Raw genomic sequence first — 19,807 nt, forward strand, 5'->3', positions numbered from 1 at the left:
GCCCTCAGCTCAGGATTCTACGAGGATGTCAGTCCAGAGTTCCGAAGGATCGGGCTCGGGGCTGTCCTGGGCGAACCTGGCGCTCTCGTTGACGATGTCGCGGATCTCCTTGTCGATCGCCTTGAAGGCGGCCTCGTCGGCGAATCCCTTGACCTCGATGATCTTCTTCAGGTTCTCGATCGGGTCGTGCTGGCTGCGCATCGCCTCGACCTCGTCCTTGGTGCGGTACTTGGCGGGATCGGACATGGAGTGGCCGCGATAGCGATAGGTCATCGCCTCCAGGATCTGCGGCCCCTCGCCGGCGCGGATCTTGCCGACCAGCCGGGCAGCGGTGGCCTCCACCGCCAGCACGTCCATGCCGTCGACCTGCTCGCCCGGGATGCCGTAGGCCTGGCCGCGGTCGCACAGCCGGGTGCCGGCGGCGGCGCGCTGCACCGAGGTGCCCATGCCGTAGCGGTTGTTCTCGATCACGTAGAGGACCGGCAGCTTCCAGAGCGCCGCCATGTTGAAAGCCTCGTACACCTGGCCCTGGTTGACCGCGCCGTCGCCGCAATAAGCGACGCACAGGCCCCCATCCTCTTCGTACTGGTGGGCAAACGCGATGCCGGTGCCGAGGGGGATCTGCGCACCGACGATGCCATGGCCGCCATAGAACTTCTTGTCCTTGGCGAACATGTGCATCGAGCCGCCCTTGCCCTTGGAGTAGCCGGTGATGCGCCCGGTCAGCTCCGCCATGACCCGGCGGGGGTCCATCTGGCAGACCAGCATGTGGCCGTGGTCCCGGTAGCCGGTGACCACGGAATCCTTCTCGGTGAGTGCCGCCTGGATGCCGACCGCGACCGCTTCCTGGCCGATATAGAGATGGCAGAAGCCACCGATCAGGCCCATGCCGTAGAGCTGCCCGGCCTTCTCCTCGAAGCGACGGATCAGCAGCATTTCTCGGTACCAGGCCATCAGGGTGGCCTGATCGGGCAGATTGGACGGGGCGCCGCTGGGTACCTCGGCTTCCTCGGTCTTCTGCTTGCTCGTGGCGGTCATCCAGCTTCCCCCCTGGATTGCGGCGTCATGTAGGGCGCCCGTGCAGCTCTGGCCGCCTTCGCTGGGCGGCAACCTGTGGTGCCGCAGCGAAATGTGCAAGTCCGAAGCTGCACGATACGGCCGACGACATGCCATTGACCGCGCTTGGCCGACAGTCCTTCCTCGCGCATGGGGGTCATGCGCGTGCAACGCCGGTGATTATTGCTGCAACGCATCAAGAGTTGTCCCTGATACTTCGCTCCGACTGACTGTCGGATTCGGAGCGCGACGATGCGCCCGCTTCATCAGCATCGGGACCGGCGTCCGGTTCCCCCCAGCACCGATCCGGCGACCGTCCGCTTTGCGCTCGCGCCGGACGGGAATTCGGGCTAACGGAAGAACAGCAAGGGCGGAGCCCGCATGATCGCCGAAGAATATGTCGACCGGTTTTGGATCTGGCTGCGCCGGGAGATCCGCTGGCGCTGGATGGGCTTCCTGCTGCTGCTGCTGAGCGGCTGGTTCGCCTGGCATGCCCTGCACGGCTCGCGTGGGTTCTATGCCTATATGGACCAGCGCCGCGCGGTGCAGATCCTGGAGCAGGACCTGGCTTCCCTCGAGCAGCGGCGCGATGCGCTGCGCCACCACCAGAACCTGCTCGACAACCGCTACATGGATGCGGACCTGGTCGAGGAGAAGCTGCTCGAGCTTGGCTGGATCCGCGAGGGCGACGTGTTCATTCCGGACAACACCCTCGGCCCCAACGTCGCTCCCTGAAGCACGTCTTTGACGAAGCAGGCGGTTCCCTCTGGACGTCACCGATCCGTTTGTTCCGGCCTGTTACCCGCAGCACCTTCGCCTGCGGGACAGCACAAGAGAAAGGCCCCGCCGATGCCGACGGGGCCTTGAGACAACACTGCCAGATCCAAGGAGGGCGGGCCGGGCGAACCAGACCCGCTGGCTCTCGCTCAGGCCTTGCAGCCGCTGAACTTGCCGGTGCCGTTGGCCTTCGCGAAGTCCTTGGTGACCTGCCACCAGGGCATGCCGCTCTTCCAGGTATCCCAGCCGCGCTTGCCCTTCTTGGTGGTCATCGACCCCCAGATCACGGTGCCGTCGGCGTTGTCGTGGATGGTCTGCAGCTGGGTCTTCCAGAAGCTGGCCGACATGTACTTCTGGCCGTCGTCCTTGTTCCAGTCATGGATCTGCGGCCAGATGAACGGGATCACCGGCTTTCCGTACTGACGGGCCTCCTTGATGGTGCCCTTGGCGTACTTGACCCAGTCGCTCTTGCTGTCGAACATCGCGTAGAGCGACGGGAAGATAACGTCGACTTCCTTGGCCAGACGGGCCAGCTTGTCGTTGTTCTTCTTCCAGCTCTTCATGCGGCTGGAGCTGTTCTGAACCGGAGCGTACCAGTTCTTCTCCGGCAGCATCATGTAGTAGCCAAGCTTGGACTTACCGCCTTTGGCGCGCACACCATCGCGGATGGTCTTCATCGCGAGGATGAGCTTGTCCATCTCCTTGACGGGATCCCACTGCTCAATGTCGATGACGACGTAGTCCCACTTCTTCTTCAGAATCTGCGGAACGATGACGTTCTTGAGCTGCTTGACGTTCGGCTTGGACTTGCTGGCTCCGCCGAAAAGCTCGCCTTCATAGAAGATCTTGATGGTGCTGAGGCCGCAGCCCTTCAGGCTGGGCTTCTTGTAGTAACGGAAGCCATCGTAGATCGGCTTGTCTTTGGCCACGGCATCGGCAGGCGCCATCGCCACCAATGAACCGAGCACGATTCCAGCGGCCGCCAGTACGGCAGCAAAACGGCTGCGCATGATGTCCCCCCCAGGACAATTGCAGGTTGTGATCGAAACCAACGTCGCCGCCGCATCGCAGGGATCATACCGAGGTGAGAGACCTCAGGATCCGCAGGCAGGACGATTAGGCACTCGATCCGTCCGATGATCTGACACGCAGCTGTGAAGCGGTAAACTAGTTCCAGGGAGGCGAGACGAATTGTGACGGCGTATTAATCAGCCATTCGCAGTAGAAAAAATGGATGTTTGTTTCATGACATATGAGTAAGGCTTCAAAATCCAATGCAGATGAGGATCAGGACGTCATGGGCCATAGAAATATCTCGAATTATTGTACTGATGTGAACCCCTCGCTGCGCAGAAACTTTTACGTTTTCCGGTGATATATCTCGATGAGCCGCAACTGCAGGACGGGAGCGCTCGCCATGAGCGTATCGAGCACGCAAAAAGGCCCGGCAACCTTGTCGTTGCCGGGCCTTTCCGCTGCTCTCGTCTGGCGCGAACTAGGTCTCAGGTTCGGGCGAGCGCCCGGCGGCCCGGATAGATCGCAAGGTCACCCAGCTGCTCCTCAATCCGCAGGAGTTGGTTGTACTTCGCCAGCCGGTCGGAGCGGGACAGCGATCCTGTCTTGATCTGCCCGCAATTGGTCGCCACCGCCAGGTCGGCGATGGTCGCGTCCTCCGTCTCGCCCGATCGATGCGACATCACCGAGCGGTAGCTGGCGACCTTGGCGGTCTCCACCGCGTCCAGGGTCTCCGACAGCGTGCCGATCTGGTTGACCTTGATCAGGATCGCGTTGGCGATGCCCTTCTCGATGCCCTCCCGCAGGATCTTCGGATTGGTCACGAACAGGTCGTCGCCGACGATCTGGACCTTGGACCCGATCCGGTCCGTGAGGAGCTTCCAGCCGTCCCAGTCGGCCTCGCCCATGCCGTCCTCGATCGAGACGATCGGGAACTTGCCGACCAGTCCTTCCAGGAAGTCGACCATCCCGGCGCTGTCGACCTTCTTGCCCTCGCCTGCCATGTCGTAGACGCCGTCGGCGAAGAACTCGGAGGCGGCGCAGTCCAGCGCGAACACGATGTCATCGCCGACCTTGTAGCCGGCCGCCGTCACCGCCTTCTCGAGGAAGGCCATCGCCGCCTCGGCGCTCTCCAGGTTCGGGGCGAAGCCGCCTTCGTCGCCGACATTGGTGTTGTGGCCGGCATCCTTCAGCGCCTTCTTCAGCGCGTGGAAGACTTCCGCACCCATGCGCAGCCCCTCGGCGAACGAGGGGGCGCCCACCGGCATGATCATGAACTCCTGGATGTCGATCGGATTGTCGGCATGGGCGCCGCCATTGATCACGTTCATCATCGGCACCGGCAGGACCCGCGCCGAGGTGCCGCCGACATAGCGGTAGAGCGGCAGGCCCAGCTGCTCGGACGCCGCCTTGGCGACCGCCATGCTGACGCCCAGCAGGGCGTTGGCGCCAAGCCGGCTCTTCGCCTCGCTGCCATCCAGCTCGATCAGCGCCCGGTCGATCCCCAGCTGGTCCGAGGCGTCCATGCCCAGGATGGCGTCGGCGATCTCGCCGTTCACCGCGTCGACCGCCTTGCCGACGCCCTTGCCCAGCCAGCGGCTCTTGTCGCCGTCGCGCAGCTCGATCGCCTCGCGCGAGCCGGTCGAGGCGCCCGAGGGGACCGCGGCGCGGCCGACAATGCCGGCGGACAGGGTCACGTCGACCTCGACCGTCGGGTTGCCGCGACTGTCCAGGATCTGGCGGGCGTGCAGCCCCACGATGTCGGTGTCGTACATGACCGAGTATTCCCCCTAGTTAGGCGAGCTTGGGAAGCGGATGCCGCTTGGCCATCCGGTCGAACGTGGCGAGGTCGGCCAGCACCTCCTCCATCCGGTCGAGCGGCACCTGGTTGGGACCGTCGGAGAGCGCCTGGTCAGGGCGGTCGTGGCTCTCGATGAATACCGAGGCCACGCCCAGCGCCACGGCGGCACGGGCCAGGAGCGGGACGAACATGCGCTGGCCGCCGGAGGCCCCTCCGAGCCCGCCCGGCTGCTGCACGGAATGGGTCGCATCGAACACGACCGGCCACCCGGTGGCGTCCAGGTAGTGCAGGCCGCGGAAATCGGTGACCAGGGTGTTGTAGCCGAACGAGGTGCCGCGGTCGGTAAGCAGGATCCGCGACGAGCCGGACTCCTCCAGCTTCTTCGCGACGTTCGCCATGTCCCAGGGCGCCAGGAACTGGCCCTTCTTGACGTTGACCACCGCCCCGGTGGCGGCAGCGGCCACCAGAAGATCGGTCTGCCGGGACAGGAAGGCCGGGATCTGCAGGATGTCGGCCACCTCGGCCACCGGGGCGCACTGGTGGCTCTCATGCACGTCGGTCAGCACCGGGCAGCCATGGCGCGCCTTCACCTCGGCCAGGATCTCCAGGCCCTTCGCCATGCCCACCCCGCGCGCGGCGCTGCCGCTGGTGCGGTTCGCCTTGTCGAAGCTCGACTTGAACACGAACGGGATGTCCAGCCGCGTGGTGAGCTGGACCAAGGCGTCCGCCATGAACATGACGTGGTCGCGGCTCTCGATGGCGCACGGCCCGGCGATCAGGACGAAAGGCCGGGTCCGACCAAATGTCACTGCACCGGCCGAAACCTCATGCTGCATCTCTCGTCCCTTTCGCTTGCGGGTCGAACGCGCCCTTCAGACCAGGCGCGACTGACGGACTGCCGCCTCAATGAAGGAGGCGAACAGCGGGTGCGGTGCGAACGGCCGCGACTTGAACTCGGGGTGGAACTGCACGCCCACGAACCAGGGATGGTCCGGGATCTCCACGATCTCGGGGAGGATCCCGTCCGGCGACAGCCCGGTGAAGATCAGCCCGGCCTGCTCCAGCCGGTCCTTGTACGCGACATTCACCTCGTAGCGGTGCCGATGGCGCTCCGAAATCACCGTCGTCCCGTAGATCCGCTGGGCGAGGCTGTCCTCGACCAGATGGGCGGGATAGCCGCCCAGACGCATGGTGCCGCCGAGCGCCCCATCGGCGACACGTCGCTCGCGCACGCCGTCGCGCTCCCACTCGGTGAGCAGGCCGACGATCGGATCCTCGCATGGGCCGAATTCGGTCGACGACGCGTCGTTGATCCCGGCGACATGCCGGGCGACCTCGATGCAGGCGAGCTGCATGCCGAAGCAGATCCCCAGGAACGGCAGTTTCTCGGTGCGGGCATAGGTGATGGCAGCGATCTTGCCGTCCACGCCGCGCTCGCCGAACCCGCCCGGCACCAGCACCGCCGAGCAGCCGTCCAGGGCATGATGGCCATGCACGCCGCCGACCTGCTCCGCCTCGATCCAGCGCAGGTGCACCTTGACCCGGTTGGCGATCCCGCCATGGATCAGCGATTCGCCCAGCGACTTGTAGGCATCGGCCATGCCCGCATACTTGCCGACAATCCCGATGGTGACCTCGCCCTCCGGCCTCTCCACCGCGTGGACGATGGACCGCCAGGTGTCGACGTCCGGCTCCTGCTCGTGCGGCAGACCCAGGGACTTCAGGACCTGAACGTCCAGCCCTTCCTGATGATAGGCGATCGGCACCTCGTAGATCGAACGCGCATCCATGGCGGCGATCACCGCCTCGGGCCGGACCGAGCACTGCATGGCAATCTTGCGCCGGGCGTCGTGCGAGATCGGGTGCTCGGAGCGGCAGACCAGCACGTCCGGCTGGATGCCCAGCGCCCGCAGCTCCCGCACTGAATGCTGGGTCGGCTTGGTCTTCAGTTCCTTGGCCGAGGCCAGGAACGGCACCAGCGTGACGTGGATGAAGCAGGTCCGTTCCGGCCCCAGCTCCCAGCCGACCTGACGGATCGCCTCCAGGAACGGCAGGCCCTCGATGTCGCCGATCGTGCCGCCGATCTCGCAGATCACAATGTCGGCGTCGCCGGTGTCGCCCTGCACGAACTCCTTGATCGTGTCGGTGACGTGCGGGATCACCTGGACGGTGCCGCCCAGATAGTCGCCACGCCGCTCGCGCTCGAGCACACGCGAATAGATCTTGCCGGACGTGGTGCTGTCGGTGCCGCGGGCGAACACGCCGGTGAAGCGTTCGTAGTGCCCAAGGTCCAGGTCGGTCTCGGCACCGTCCTCGGTGACGAACACCTCGCCGTGCTGGTACGGGCTCATCGTGCCCGGGTCGACGTTCAGGTAGGGGTCGAACTTGCGGAGACGGACGCGGTAGCCCCTGAGCTGCAGGAGCGCTCCGAGTGCGGCGGCCGCCAAGCCCTTGCCGAGCGAGGAGACCACGCCGCCGGTGATGAAGACGTAGCGCGTCATCGGTCCCTAGATTCCACGTGCGCGAGGTTCCTGGCAAGCGGCCAGTGACCGGCTTGGATGATAACAGAAGTCAACGGAACGGGCCGGCGCTGCGACAGGCAGGGCCGGGCCCGGGTTGCGCTCCCGCGCTCACTGAGCGAGCGGGGCGGCCGGACCAGCCGGCGCCGCGGGCTGCTCCTCGACCGGGGCCGTCTCCTCGGCCGGCAGGCTGTCGAAGATCGAGCGGCTGGAGGTGCCCGTTCCGGCCAGGATCGCCAGGACCAGGCTGGTCATGACAAAGCAGCCCGCCAGGATCGCCGTCGACCGGGTCAGCAGGTTGGCGGTGCCGCGGGCGGTCATGAACCCGCCGCCGCCGCCGCCACCGCCGCCCAGACCGAGCCCGCCGCCCTCGCTGCGCTGGATCAGGACCAGACCGACCAGCGCGACAGCGATCAGGAGATGAATGACCAGGACGACCGTCTGCATGATGTCAGCTCCCGGATGCGGCGAACCGGCCGCCACCCGCGGTGAAGATCTTCGTGAATTCTGCCGGATCGAGGCTGGCGCCACCCACCAGCGCCCCGTCCACGTCGGGCACCGCCAGGATCGACCCGGCGTTGGAGCCCTTGACCGAGCCGCCATACTGGATCGGCACGGTGCTGCCGTCGCCGTCCAGATGCGCCACCAGCTTCTGGCGCAGATGGGCGTGGACCTGGCCGATCTCCTCGATTGTGGGGGTCCGGCCGGTGCCGATCGCCCAGACCGGCTCGTAGGCGACCACCAGACGTTCGACGTCGATCCCCGCTGGGATCGAGCCCTCGATCTGCCGGTCCAGCACCTGCAGCGTCGCCTTGTCGAGATATTCCGCCTCGGTCTCGCCGATGCAGATCACCAGGGTGTCAAGGCCGGCCGCCAGCGCAGCTTCGGCCTTCGCCCTCACCTGGCTGTCGGTCTCGCCCAGCCCGTGCCGACGCTCGGAATGGCCGAGCAGCACCGCGGTCGCGCCGGCGTCGGCGACCATCCCGGCAGAAATCGAGCCGGTATAGGCACCCTTCGCGGCCTCATGACAATCCTGCGCGCCCACCAGGATGCCGCTGCCCTCCAGATGCTGGGCCACCACGGCGATCTGGGTGAACGGCGGGAAAACGGCCAGCGTGCCCTCGGCCGGCCGGCCTTCCGCTTTCAGCGCGGCAGCCAGGGCCAGGGCGTCACTGCCCAGACCGTTCATCTTCCAGTTGCCGAACACGAACGGGCGCCGCGCGGGCATGAGCTACTCCGTAAGGACAGGGCGGATCGCCGCGGCAGACCGTATGGCCGGACGCGCGACGCCAACGTCATATGGGTGACGGCGGCGCGGATAGCACAGCCCGGCCAGCGCCGCCACCCTGGCGGGATCCGGCCGGATCACTGCGGCAGCCGCGTGGTGCTGCGGGGCTCCGGCGGCATCCGCAACGCTCCCGCCGCGACGACCACCGGCCGGGCTCGGGATCGGCTTGCGCATGCCCGCGTTGCCCGGACCCCGGCGTCTGGGTATGGTCCGCGCCGTTCCATCTCCTGGCCGACTAGGCTGGGAGGGTCTGCCATGTCGTCCGCCAGGAAGATCGCCGCTCGCCATGTTCGAGAAGCTGAAGAAGTATTTCGTCAAAGTGATCGGCGGCGCCTTCGTGGTGCTCCTTGTGCTCAGCTTCGCGGTATGGGGCATCGGCGACGTGTTCCGCGGGGGGACCGGCGGCAATACCCTGGTGACGGTGGGTGACCTCGACATCGATCTGCCCGAGGCGGAGAGCCTGCTCGACCAGGAGCTGCGCGGCCTGCGCCAGCGGTCCGGACGCTACATCGAGCGCGACCAGGCGATCGCCATGGGCCTGGGCCAGCGGGTCCTGGCCGAGCTGATCGCGGACCGGAGCGTCGAGGCCCATGCGCGGGCGCTGGGCCTGGTGGTGGACGATGCCAGCCTTGCCCGGATCGTCGCGGCCAACCCGACCTTCCAGGTCGGCGGCCGGTTCGACAAGGCGCGCTTCGAGCAGCTGATCCGCTCCAACGGCCTGACCGAGGAGGGCTACCTGCAGCTGGTCCGCCGCGATGAGCTGCGCCGGATGATGATCCTGAGCATCGGCGTGGCCGCAGCCGCGCCGGAGACGGCGGCGGACCTGCTCTGGGCCTACCGCAACGAGGAGCGCCAGGGCCGCGTGCTGCGGGTCAACGCCGAAATGGTGGACGGGGTTGCCGATCCCACGGACGAGCAGCTCGAGGCCCTGCTGAAGGACCAGCAGGAGTCGTACCGGGCGCCCGAGTATCGCAGCTTCACCCTCCTGACGATGACCCCGGAGGATCTCGCGCCGGAGATCCAGATTTCCGAGGAGCGGCTGCGCGAAGTGTATGAGGAGCGGGCCGCGGAGTTCACAAGTCCTGCCACCCGCACGGTCCAGCAGCTGACCGGTCCGGACGAGGCGGCGCTGTCGCAGGCGCGCACCCGCGTCCAGGCAGGCGAACCGGCCGAAGCGGTGGCGCAGTCGATGGAAGGGGTCGAGCTTCTGGATCTGGGCACGATCTCGCGCGGCAACTTCCCGGATCGGGCGGTGGAGGACGCAATCTTCGCCGGCCCGGTCGGTGGGGTCAGCGAGATCACCCGGACCGCGTTCGGCAACCAGGTCATGTTCGTGATCCAGGACGAGACGCCGGAGAGCCGTACGCCCTTCGAGGAGGTCCGCCAGCAGATCCGGGACGAGCTGGCTTTGGTCCAGGCGGCCGACGACCTTCCCAACCTTGAAAACGCGGTCCAGGACCAGATCGCCGGCGGCGCCAGCCTGGAAGAGGCCGCCAGGAGCGGTGGCTTCGAGGTGCGCAAGGTCGAGATGACCGATCAGGCGGGCAACGACCCGCAGGGCGAATCGATCGACCCCGCCCTGCCAGACCCTGTCCTGCAGACGGCCTTTTCCGCCGCGCAGGGCGACATCTCGGTGATGGAGCCCCTGCCCGAGGGCGGCGACTACCTGCTGCGGGTCGATGCGATCGAACCGGAGCGCGATCGTCGCCTGGACGAGGTGCGCGACGAGCTGCGCGACGCTTGGCTGGCCGATGCCCGGATGGCGCGGGCCAAGGAGATCGCGACCGAGCTGCACACCGCGGTGACCGGCGGGCAGACGCTGGAACAGGCTGCCGAAGGCCATCCCGCCGCGCAGGTCCTGTCGATCGGGCCGGTCAAGCGCGACGACCTGGGCGAGACCGACAATCTGGGGCCGCAGACCGTCGAGCGCCTGTTTGCCACGCCGCCGGACCAGCCTCCGGGCGAACCCGTCGAGCTGCCGACCGGGTACGGCCTCGTGGTGACCGATCAGGTCACCCCGGCGCCCGAGGAAGGCGCCGATACCCTGACCACGGCGCTTGCCGGCGAGATGACCAGCGACGTGGTCGACCAGTACGACCAGGCGCTGCGCCAGCGCTTCCCGCCGGTGGTGCATGAGCGGGCTCTGGAGAACTTCATGCGCACCACGAACCAGGCCCAGTGAGCGTACCGGTGATGACGAGGACCGGGTGCGGCCATGGGGCCTGGATCGGGACACGCTCTGCCGGGAAGCGATGGCGGCGGTGGACGACCGTCGACCGCCGCCCGTCCGCTTCCACCTGCACGAGCACGCTCCCGTGAAGACTTCTCCCGATTTTTCGACTTTTGCCGACAGCTACCGGCAACAGCGCCCCGCCGTGGTGACCGCCGTCATCCCGTCCGACCTGGAGACGACCGTCTCGGCCTGGATGAAGCTCGGCGAGGGTCATCCCTACGGCATCCTCCTGGAAAGCGTCGAAGGCGGCGCCGTGCGCGGCCGCTATTCGGTGATCGCGGTGAAGCCCGATCTGATCTGGCGCTGCTTCGGCGACCGGCCGGAGATCAACCGCCGCTTCGCCGAGGACCGAGATGCGTTCGAGGCGCTGGACGAGCCGTCGCTGCCGTCCCTGCGCCGCCTGATCGACGAATGCCGGTTCGAGCTGCCGGCCGGCCTGCCGCCGATGTCGGCTGGCCTGTTCGGGCAGATGGCCTACGACATGGTCCGGCGCATGGAGCGCCTGCCGGAGAAGAACCAGGACCGGCTGGGCCTGCCCGATGCCGTGTTCCTGCGCCCGACCCTGATCTGCGTGTTCGACAACGTCTTCGACCGGATGCACCTGATCACCCCGGTCTGGCCGCAGGAAGGCGTGAGCGCATCGGCCGCCTACGAGGCTGCCTGCGACCGTCTGGGCGGCGCGCTGGCTGCCCTGGAGCAGCCGCTGTCTCACCAGCGTCCGGCTGGCGAGGCCGTCGAGATCGATCCCCGGCCGAACATGAGCCGCGAGGACTATCACGCGATGGTGCTGCGGGCGAAGGAGTACGTCGCCGCCGGCGACATCTTCCAGGTGGTGCCGTCCCAGAGATTCACCGCCGAGTTCTCGCTGCCGCCGTTCGACCTCTACCGCTCGCTGCGCCGGCTCAACCCTTCCCCGTTCCTGTTCTACCTCGACCTGGACGGCTACCAGCTGGTGGGCTCCTCGCCGGAGATCCTGGTGCGGCTGCGCGACGGCAACGTCACCATCCGGCCGATCGCCGGGACCAGGCGGCGCGGCGCCGACCGTGCCGAGGATGCCGAACTCGCCGCCGACCTCCTGGCCGATCCCAAGGAACTCGCCGAGCACCTGATGCTGCTCGACCTCGGCCGCAACGACGTCGGCCGGGTGGCGGAGATCGGCACGGTCAAGGTCACCGAGAAGATGGTCGTGGAGTATTATTCCCACGTCATGCACATCGTGAGCAATGTTGAAGGGCGGATCCGGCCGGACAAGGACGCGCTCGACGCGCTGATCGCCGGTTTCCCCGCCGGCACGGTCTCCGGCGCGCCCAAGGTGCGGGCCATGGAGATCATCGAGGAGCTGGAGCCCGAGCGGCGCGGATTCTATGGCGGGACGGTCGGCTATTTTGGCGCCGACGGGAACATGGACAGCTGCATCGCGCTGCGTACCTCCCTGCTCAAGGATGGCCGGATGTACATCCAGGCCGGCGGCGGGGTAGTCGCGGACAGCGACCCGGAGGCTGAGTACCAGGAGAGCTGCAACAAGGCCCGGGCGCTGATCCGCGCTGCCCAGGACGCCGTGGCGCTGGCCAACGACCGCGGCAACTGAGGACCCTGCCGGCCGCTCCCTCGGGATGGCGGCCGGGTTGTCCTAGTTGCTGACCGCCCGGGCGAGCGTGTCCTCGCCCGGCGGCTCGATGCAGATGAACGGCGAATCCGGCCGCCGGTGGCGGCAGGTATCGATCGGGACCAGATGGCTGACGGTGGTCAGCCGGATGCCGCGCGCCTCGGCCTTGGGGATCCAGTCCATCAGCGCGTCGATCGTGGTGCGGTGCGGGTGGCCGATCGCTACCGCATAGCCGCGCGAGCGTGCCAGACGCTCCAGGACATGGAGCTGCGCAGTGACCGCCGCGGTGCTGGGATCGTTGTCCAGGAAGACGTCGCGGCCGATAGCGGGCACGCCGGCGGCCAGGGCCGCCGCCTGGGCCTGGCTGCGGCCGGTGGTACGGCTGTCCAGGAAGAACATCCCGCGCCCGGCCATGGCCGCCATCACCGACCGCGCCGTCGCCGTGTCGGCAGTCGCCTTGCTGCCCATGTGGTTGTTCAGGCCCATCGCCCCGGGCACATCGCCGATGGCGGCGGTCACGCCGGCCTTGATGGCGTCGCCGCTCATCCCAACCCGAATGGCGCCCGGGCCCGGATTCTCCCGGCCCACCGGTTCCATCGGCAGGTGGACCATCACCTCCAGGCCGGCCGCCGCGGCGATCCGGGCGGCGGCGCGGCTGTTCTCCGCATAGGGCAGGAAGGCGAGATTGAGCGGACGGCGCGCCTCGATCAGCCGGCGCACCGCATGCTCGCTGAAGCCCATGTCGTCGATCACGATCGCGACGGTCGGCCCGGCGAGCCGCTCGGGCATCAGCCTGGGGCGCACCCCCGGAGCCGCCACCGGTGGCAGCGGCTCCGGCGCGACCAGTGGTGCCACCGGCGCCACCCCCGGCTCCTCGTAGGGCAAGTCCGCTAGGGTCTCGGGGGCCGGCTCCTCGACAAGGCGAGCCGGCTCGGGTGGGCTGGCTGGCGGCTGGTCCGGCTCATCCGGCAGTTCCGCGACCATGTCCGGATCTGCCAGGACCGGTTCGGCCGGGGCCTGCTCCGGCGGCGGCGCCGTCAGTGCCGGCTCGATGGGCGGCGGCACGGGCTCCGCTTCGGCCACCTCCGGCAAGGGCGCGGTCCCCACCCCGGTCTCCGCGTCGTCCGCCGGAGGCAGGGCAGCGACAGGAGCCGGCGGCGGCTGGAGGTCGGGAACGGCGGCGCTGGACGGATCGGGCGCCGGCGTCGCTACCTCGCCTGGCTCCGGTTGCATATCGGCAAGCTGCGTCGCTGGAGCGGCGGGTGGCGCCTCCACCGCGCGGACCCAATCCTCCCGCGTGCGCGCATCGTCCCAGACAACCAGCAGATAGGTGCCGAGCGCCGTGGCGCTCAGGGTCACCACCCAGGCAGTCGTGCCCAGGCCGCGTCGCAGCCAACGGCGGGCTCGCCGGGATAGACGTGAAGGATTCATTGGGTCCGTCGAAGGCGGGCAGGAAATCGTCGCGTCCCGGGGGACAGGCGGCGACCATTGGTCTTCGCTGCCATTATTCCCATCTGTCGAAAAGAATAAAGCCCGGTGCGACGGGGAGTAGCCGACAGGCCACGGTCGGTGGAGGGGATTGGCTGCAAGATTCTCGACGCGGCTGTCCGGCAGGGTTAAGCGTCGCGCTGATGGCCCCCTCTCTTGGAACGGCAGGCCCGATGCTGCTGCTCGTCGATAATTACGACAGTTTCACGTATAATCTGTACCACTATCTCGGCGAGCTGGGCGCCACCACCGAGGTCTGGCGCAACGACGCCCTGAGCGTGGACGAGGTCCTCGACCGCGGGCCCGAGGCGATCGTGCTGTCGCCCGGCCCCTGCACCCCCGATGAGGCCGGGATCTGCCTGGAGCTGATCGATCGGGCCAAGGGCCGCATCCCGATCCTGGGCGTGTGCCTGGGGCACCAGGCGATCGCGCAGGCCTTCGGCGCCACGGTCGCACGCGCGCCGCGGCTGATGCACGGCAAGGTCGACCAGATCGCCCATGATGGTAGCGGCGTGTTCAAGGACCTGCCCGACCCGTTCACCGCGACCCGCTACCACTCCCTGTGCGCCGTGCCGTCGACCATGCCGGACAGCTTGGTCGCCAATGCCCGCTCCGAAGACGGGGTGATCATGGGCATCCGCCACCGGGAATTCCTGATCCACGGGGTCCAGTTCCACCCGGAGAGCATCGAGACCGTCGAGGGCAAGCATCTGTTGAAGAACTTCCTGGAGCTGGCTGGCGTGGGAGGACAGGCATGAGCATGTCCAATCCGCCCGCGGGCGGCAACGGCCTGAAGCCGGCCCTCATGAAGCTGGCGGAGCGGGGCCCCTTGTCCGGGGCGGAAGCCCACGAGGCGTTTTCGGTGATCATGGACGGCGCTGCCACGCCCGCCCAGATCGGCGCGTTCCTGATGGGGCTGCGCGTGCGCGGCGAGACGGTCGACGAGATCGTGGCGGCGGCGCGCGCGATGCGGGCACGGATGATCACGATCGAGGCGCCGGAAGGAGCCGTCGACACCTGCGGCACCGGCGGCGACCATTCCGGCACCCACAACATCTCGACCGCCGTGGCGCTGGTCGCGGCCGGTGCCGGCCTGCCGGTCGCCAAGCACGGCAACCGCGCAGCCACCTCCCGCTCCGGCTCCTCCGACGTGCTGGCCGCTCTCGGCGTGAAGCTGGATTGCGGGACGGGGCTGGTCGAGCGGGCCATCGCCGAGGCCGGGGTCGGCTTCATGATGGCGCCCAACCACCATCCGGCGATGCGCCACGTGGCGCCGATCCGCGCCGATCTGGGCGTGCGCACCATCTTCAACTTCCTGGGCCCGCTGGCCAACCCGGCCAGGGTGAAGCGCCAGGTGGTGGGCGTGGCCGCGGCCGCCTGGGTCGAGCCGATCGCCCAGGCCTTCCTGCAGCTGGGCGCCGAGCGCGCCTGGGTGGTCCATGGCCGCGACGGCATGGACGAGCTGACCACCACCGCCCCCTCGCTGGTGGCCGAGGTGAAGGACGGCCGGGTCACCACCTTCGAGGTGACCCCGGAGGACGCCGGCATCGAGCGGGCGCGCTCAGGCGACCTGAAGGGCGGCGACGCGGCGTTCAATGCGGCGGCGATCCGGGCGATGCTGCAGGGCGAGCCCAGCCGGCTGCGCGATGCGGTCGTGTTCGGGACCGCCGCCGTGCTGCTGGTGGCCGAGCGGGTCGCGGATCTGCGCGAGGGCGCTGCCCGGGCGACCGAGGCCATCGACAGTGGTGCCGCTGCCAAGGCGCTCGAGCGGATGACCGCGATCACGCAGGGCCAGCCATGACCGACGTCCTGGCCGAGATCTGCGCGGTCAAGCGCGAGCACGTCGCCCGGCGCAAGCGAGAGCATTCCCTGGCAGCCCTTCTCGCCGGCCTTCCCGCCGAGCCGCCACGCGGCTTCGCAGCTGCCCTGGCGAAGGCAAAGGCCATCGGCCGCCATGCGCTGATCGCCGAGATCAAGAAGGCCTCGCCCAGCAAGGGCCTGATCCGGGCCGACTTCGATCCCGCCAGCCTGGCGCTCGCCTATCGGGACGGCGGCGCCACCTGCCTGTCGGTACTGACCGACGCCCCCTATTTCCAGGGCGCCGACGGGTTCCTGGCCGAAGCGCGCGGTAGTTCCGGCCTGCCGGCCCTGCGCAAGGACTTCATGGTCGATCCCTGGCAGATCGCGGAGAGCCGCTTTCTGGGCGCGGACTGCGTGCTGGTGATCATGGCCTGCCTGGACGACGCCCAGGCGGCCGAGCTCGCTGCCGCGGCCATGGAACTTCGCATGGACGTGCTGGTGGAGGTCCATGACGAGGCCGAGATGGAGCGTGCGCTGCGGCTGGACGAGCGCTGCCTGCTGGGCGTCAACAACCGCAACCTGAAGAGCCTGAAGGTCGATCTCGCCAATTTCGAGCGCCTGGCGCCGCTGGTGCCGGAGGGGCGGTTCCTGGTTGCCGAGAGCGGGATGTACGGCCATGCCGACCTGATCCGGATGCAAGCGGCGGGAGCCAGCGCCTACCTGGTCGGCGAATCGCTGATGCGGGAGGCGGACGTCACCGCCGCCACCCGGAATCTCCTGGGCCTGTCATGAGCGACCTCACCCATTTCGACGAGACCGGCAACGCGGTGATGGTCGACGTCACCGGCAAGGACGTCACCGAGCGCCGCGCCGTGGCCGAGGGCCGGGTCGTCATGGCGGCCGCCACGCTGGCGCGGATCGCCGAGCGCGGCTTCAAGAAGGGCGACGTGCTGGCGGTGGCCCAGCTGGCCGGCATCATGGGTGCGAAGCGTACCGCCGACCTCATCCCGCTCTGCCATCCGCTGCCGCTTTCCTCGGTCAAGGTCGAGCTGCGCCTGGACGAAGTGGCCTCGGCCGTCCTGATCCAGGCGGTCTGCAAGGTGACCGGCCGCACCGGGGTCGAGATGGAAGCGCTCACGGCGGTCTCGGTGGCGGCGCTGACCGTCTACGACATGTGCAAGGCGATCGATCGCGGCATGCGGATCGAGCAGATCCGGCTGATCGAGAAGGAAGGCGGCCGCTCCGGCGCCTGGCAGGCCTCGTGATCCCGGTCGAGGAGGCTCGCGCCCGCCTGCTCGCCGGTCTGGCCCGCAAGGGAACGGAATGGGTGGCGCTGGACGATGCGCGTGGCCGGGTCCTGGCCCAGGACCTGATCGCCCGGCGCGACCAGCCGCCTTGCGCGGTCTCGGCCATGGACGGCTATGCCGTGCGGGGTGCCGATCTCGCTGCTCCGGGCGCGGCGCTGCGCCTGATCGGCCGCTCGGTGGCGGGCCACGGCTTCGACGGCGAGGTGGCGCCGGGGACGACGGTGCGCATCTTTACCGGCGCGCCGCTGCCGGCCGGGGCCGATGCCGTCGCCCTGCAGGAGGATGCCACCGCCGAGGGCGACCGCATCACCTTCGCCGAGGCCGTGGCCCCCGGCACGTTCGTGCGCCGGCAGGGCCTGGATTTCACGACCGGCTCCCTGGCCCTGGAAGCCGGCGCCATCCTCGGGCCGCTGCAGCTGGGCCTGGCGGCCACCACCGGCCATGCCTGGCTGCCGGTGCGGCGCCGGCCGCGTGCGGCGATCCTGTCAACGGGCGACGAGCTGGTCCGCCCGGGCGAGACCCCGGGCGCGGCTCAGATCGTCAGCAGCAACGCGACCACGCTCGCTGCCATGGTGCAGGCCTGGGGCGGCCAGCCGGTCGATCTCGGCATCGTCCCGGACGACCGGGAAGCCCTGGCGGCTGCCTTCGCCGGGCTGGACGACGTGGATATCCTGCTCACCAGTGGCGGCGCCTCGGTGGGCGAGCATGACCTGGTGCAGGAGGTCGCCACCGCCTGCGGCATGAAGCTCGACTTCTGGAAGATCGCGATGCGTCCCGGAAAGCCCCTGATGGTGGGCAGTCTCGGCCGCACCACCATGATCGGCTTTCCCGGCAACCCGGTCAGCTCGGCAGTCTGCGCGATCCTGTTCCTGCGGGCGGCGCTGCGTACCATGCTGGGCCTGGACCCTGCCCTGCCGGTGCGACGCCTGCCGCTGGCGGGCGAACTCGGCCAGAACGATCGCCGCCAGGACTATCTGCGCGCCAGCCTGGAGACGCTCCCCGACGGTGCCGCCGCCGTGCGCGTCACCCGCCGGCAGGACAGCTCGATGTTCGCGACCCTGGCCCGCGCCGACGCGTTGGTGATCCGCCCGCCCCATGCTCCACCTGCGTCGCCGGGCGAGCTGGTCGAGGTGATCCTCCTGCCCGAAGTCCTAGGCGACCTGGACCGCTTCCCGCTGTGAAGCCCCTCCCCGCGCCTGCTTGGCGCGGGAGCCGCGGTGATGGCTCGATCACATAGGTGAATGCGTTCCTGAAATGTCCGGGTCAGGATTGACGGGTTTTGCGAACGTCCATAGAACATTCGTGCCGGTTCCGTTCTTTTTTCGGACCGCTCGAACCTGGGGTCTTCGCCCGTGCTCACCGGTCGCCAGCGACAGCTCGTGCTGTTCATCCAGGACTATCACGAGAAGAACGGGATCTACCCGTCCTTCGACGAGATGCGCGAAGCGCTCAAGCTGAAGTCGAAGTCCGGCATCCACCGGCTGGTCTCCGGCCTGGAGGAACGCGGCTTCCTGCGCCGCCTCGCCTACCGGGCCCGCGCCATCGAGCTGGTGCGCGACCGGATGCAGGAGCAGGAGGCCGCCGAGGCGCCGGTCAACGTGGTGCGCGGCCGCTTCCGCCGCGAGGAGGACCCGGTTCCGGCCCGCCAGGACCCGCCATCCCTGGGCCGGCCCGGCTTCGACCTGCCGCTCTACGGCAAGATCGCGGCGGGCACGCCCATCGAGGCCCTGGCCGACACCACCACCACCATCGACGTGCCGCAGTTCATGCTGGGCGACGGCGAGCATTACGTCCTGCAGGTGAAGGGCGATTCGATGGTCGATGCCGGGATCGCCGACGGCGACCTGGCGGTGATCCAGCGCTGCGACACGGCCGAGAGCGGGACGATCGTGGTGGCTTTGATCGAGGACCGCGAGGTCACCCTGAAGCGGCTGCGCAAGCGCGGCGCCTCGATCGCCCTGGAGGCCGCCAATCCGACCTACGAGACCCGGATCTTCGGCCCTGCCCAGGTCAAGGTGCAGGGCCGTCTGGTCGGGCTGATGCGCCGCTACTGAGGCTTGAGCGCGTGGCGCCCCCGCCGCCTGTCCGCCGGTCCGGTTCAGGCGGCGTCCAGCGCCGCCAGGATCCGGTCGGGCGCGTCGGTGAACACCGCCTGGACCCCGGCCTGCCTCAGCGCCAGGGCATGGGCCGGCTCGTTCACCGTATAGACCATCACCGGCACCGCCTCGGCCTGCAGTTCGGCCAGTCGGTTCGGCTCGGCATATTTCTGGCTCATGTGCAGGCTGGTGCATTCCAGCCGCTCCATGGCCTGCTTCCAATCGCGCGGCAGCCGCTCGATCAGCAGGCCGCGCGGGAAGTAGGGAGCCACCCGCTTGGCGGCCTCCAGGGACGGCCGGGCAAACGACGAGAGGAGCGGCGGCGCCTTGCCCTCGGGCCAGTACAGCTTCAGCTCGCCGCACACGACCTCCGCGGTCTCCAGCTCCCGGCCCGGACAGGGCTTGATCTCGATGTTGGCGTCCAGGTCGAGCTCGACCAGCAGCTTCACGACCTCCTCCAGCGACGGCGGATGCTCGCCGGCCCATTCCGGGCCGAACCAACTGCCGGCGTCGAGCGCCTGGATCTCCGCCCAGTCCCGCCGCGCCGCCCAGCCCCGCCCGGAGGTGGTCCGGGAAAGCGCGGAATCGTGCATCAGGAACGCCACCCGGTCACGGGTGAGCTTGACGTCGAACTCGACCATCCGGCAGCCCTGCTCCGCAGCCTTGCGGATGGAGGACAGGGTGTTTTCCGGGGCATGCGCAGCAGAACCTCGATGACCCACCACGAACGGCAGCGGCAGGCTCGGCACTTCGGTGCGACCTGCCTTCCATACCGGCCACCTGTCATCTGTCATCTACTATTTCCCCACACGCCAACGTCCA

Annotated in this window: 18 protein-coding genes; 9 read left to right on the forward strand and 9 right to left on the reverse strand. The window is 68.5% G+C overall.

The features are described from left to right. Positions 1-9: 9 nt before the first annotated feature. A complete protein-coding gene (pdhA, locus tag GEMRO_RS0124050) occupies positions 10-1,038 on the reverse strand; it encodes a pyruvate dehydrogenase (acetyl-transferring) E1 component subunit alpha (protein ID WP_027136056.1) in 1,029 nt (342 codons plus the stop codon). 399 nt (positions 1,039-1,437) lie between these two features. Here pdhA and GEMRO_RS0124055 point away from each other — a divergent pair, with 399 nt between their 5' ends. Then, positions 1,438-1,791, forward strand: coding sequence for an FtsB family cell division protein (locus GEMRO_RS0124055; RefSeq protein ID WP_027136057.1), 354 nt, complete (start codon positions 1,438-1,440; stop codon positions 1,789-1,791). 191 nt (positions 1,792-1,982) lie between these two features. On the opposite strand, the gene GEMRO_RS0124060 is transcribed toward GEMRO_RS0124055, so the two are convergent. The 6 genes from GEMRO_RS0124060 to tpiA form a co-directional block, all read right to left on the reverse strand. Beyond that, on the reverse strand, positions 1,983-2,843 hold the full coding sequence (locus GEMRO_RS0124060; RefSeq protein WP_035485917.1) for a hypothetical protein: 861 nt from the start codon (positions 2,841-2,843) through the stop codon (positions 1,983-1,985). 492 nt (positions 2,844-3,335) lie between these two features. Beyond that, a complete protein-coding gene (gene eno, locus GEMRO_RS0124065; protein ID WP_027136059.1) occupies positions 3,336-4,622 on the reverse strand; it encodes a phosphopyruvate hydratase in 1,287 nt (428 codons plus the stop codon). A 19-nt stretch (positions 4,623-4,641) separates the two neighbouring features. Continuing rightward, positions 4,642-5,484, reverse strand: coding sequence for a 3-deoxy-8-phosphooctulonate synthase (gene kdsA, locus GEMRO_RS0124070; protein WP_035485919.1), 843 nt, complete (start codon positions 5,482-5,484; stop codon positions 4,642-4,644). Between the two features lie 36 nt (positions 5,485-5,520). After that, positions 5,521-7,149 carry a CTP synthase gene (locus GEMRO_RS0124075; RefSeq protein WP_027136061.1) on the reverse strand — a complete coding sequence of 543 codons (1,629 nt, stop codon included), beginning with the start codon at positions 7,147-7,149 and terminating at the stop codon, positions 5,521-5,523. A 129-nt stretch (positions 7,150-7,278) separates the two neighbouring features. After that, a complete protein-coding gene (secG, locus tag GEMRO_RS0124080; RefSeq protein WP_027136062.1) occupies positions 7,279-7,614 on the reverse strand; it encodes a preprotein translocase subunit SecG in 336 nt (111 codons plus the stop codon). A 4-nt stretch (positions 7,615-7,618) separates the two neighbouring features. Continuing rightward, positions 7,619-8,395 (reverse strand): triose-phosphate isomerase, encoded by a 777-nt coding sequence (gene tpiA / locus GEMRO_RS31545; RefSeq protein WP_051329424.1) that lies wholly within the window; start codon positions 8,393-8,395, stop codon positions 7,619-7,621. 346 nt (positions 8,396-8,741) lie between these two features. On the opposite strand from tpiA, the gene GEMRO_RS0124090 reads away from it, so the two are divergent. Next, positions 8,742-10,637, forward strand: a complete 1,896-nt coding sequence (locus tag GEMRO_RS0124090; protein ID WP_027136063.1) for a peptidylprolyl isomerase — start codon at positions 8,742-8,744, stop codon at positions 10,635-10,637. A 133-nt stretch (positions 10,638-10,770) separates the two neighbouring features. Further along, positions 10,771-12,276: an anthranilate synthase component I gene (gene trpE, locus GEMRO_RS0124095; RefSeq protein WP_027136064.1), complete on the forward strand. Its 1,506-nt coding sequence runs from the start codon at positions 10,771-10,773 to the stop codon at positions 12,274-12,276. A gap of 42 nt (positions 12,277-12,318) precedes the next feature. On the opposite strand, the gene GEMRO_RS35770 is transcribed toward trpE, so the two are convergent. Continuing rightward, positions 12,319-13,656 carry a divergent polysaccharide deacetylase family protein gene (locus tag GEMRO_RS35770; protein WP_051329425.1) on the reverse strand — a complete coding sequence of 446 codons (1,338 nt, stop codon included), beginning with the start codon at positions 13,654-13,656 and terminating at the stop codon, positions 12,319-12,321. Between the two features lie 299 nt (positions 13,657-13,955). On the opposite strand from GEMRO_RS35770, the gene GEMRO_RS0124105 reads away from it, so the two are divergent. The 6 genes from GEMRO_RS0124105 to lexA all read left to right on the forward strand — a co-directional run bounded on the left by GEMRO_RS0124105 (position 13,956) and on the right by lexA (position 18,943). Next, on the forward strand, positions 13,956-14,540 hold the full coding sequence (locus GEMRO_RS0124105) for an anthranilate synthase component II (protein WP_027136065.1): 585 nt from the start codon (positions 13,956-13,958) through the stop codon (positions 14,538-14,540). A 2-nt stretch (positions 14,541-14,542) separates the two neighbouring features. Further along, positions 14,543-15,583 carry an anthranilate phosphoribosyltransferase gene (gene trpD, locus GEMRO_RS0124110; RefSeq protein ID WP_027136066.1) on the forward strand — a complete coding sequence of 347 codons (1,041 nt, stop codon included), beginning with the start codon at positions 14,543-14,545 and terminating at the stop codon, positions 15,581-15,583. After that, complete coding sequence (gene trpC / locus GEMRO_RS0124115) at positions 15,580-16,374, forward strand: indole-3-glycerol phosphate synthase TrpC (protein ID WP_027136067.1); 795 nt, start codon at positions 15,580-15,582, stop codon at positions 16,372-16,374. The genes trpD and trpC overlap by 4 nt, the downstream gene beginning before the upstream one ends. Continuing rightward, positions 16,371-16,847, forward strand: a complete 477-nt coding sequence (gene moaC, locus GEMRO_RS0124120) for a cyclic pyranopterin monophosphate synthase MoaC (RefSeq protein WP_027136068.1) — start codon at positions 16,371-16,373, stop codon at positions 16,845-16,847. The genes trpC and moaC overlap by 4 nt, the downstream gene beginning before the upstream one ends. Beyond that, entirely contained in the window at positions 16,844-18,070 is a 1,227-nt protein-coding gene (locus GEMRO_RS0124125) for a molybdopterin molybdotransferase MoeA (protein WP_027136069.1), read from the forward strand. The genes moaC and GEMRO_RS0124125 overlap by 4 nt, the downstream gene beginning before the upstream one ends. 171 nt (positions 18,071-18,241) lie before the next feature. Further along, the gene (gene lexA, locus GEMRO_RS0124130) at positions 18,242-18,943 is read left to right on the forward strand and encodes a transcriptional repressor LexA (protein WP_027136070.1); all 702 of its coding nucleotides are present in this window, start codon (positions 18,242-18,244) and stop codon (positions 18,941-18,943) included. A gap of 44 nt (positions 18,944-18,987) precedes the next feature. Here the strand turns inward: lexA and ugpQ are convergent, their stop codons facing one another. Then, entirely contained in the window at positions 18,988-19,779 is a 792-nt protein-coding gene (gene ugpQ, locus GEMRO_RS0124135; RefSeq protein ID WP_084507521.1) for a glycerophosphodiester phosphodiesterase, read from the reverse strand. Positions 19,780-19,807 lie beyond the last annotated feature (28 nt).

It is taken from the genome of Geminicoccus roseus DSM 18922 (assembly GCF_000427665.1).
GTDB lineage: Bacteria > Pseudomonadota > Alphaproteobacteria > Geminicoccales > Geminicoccaceae > Geminicoccus > Geminicoccus roseus.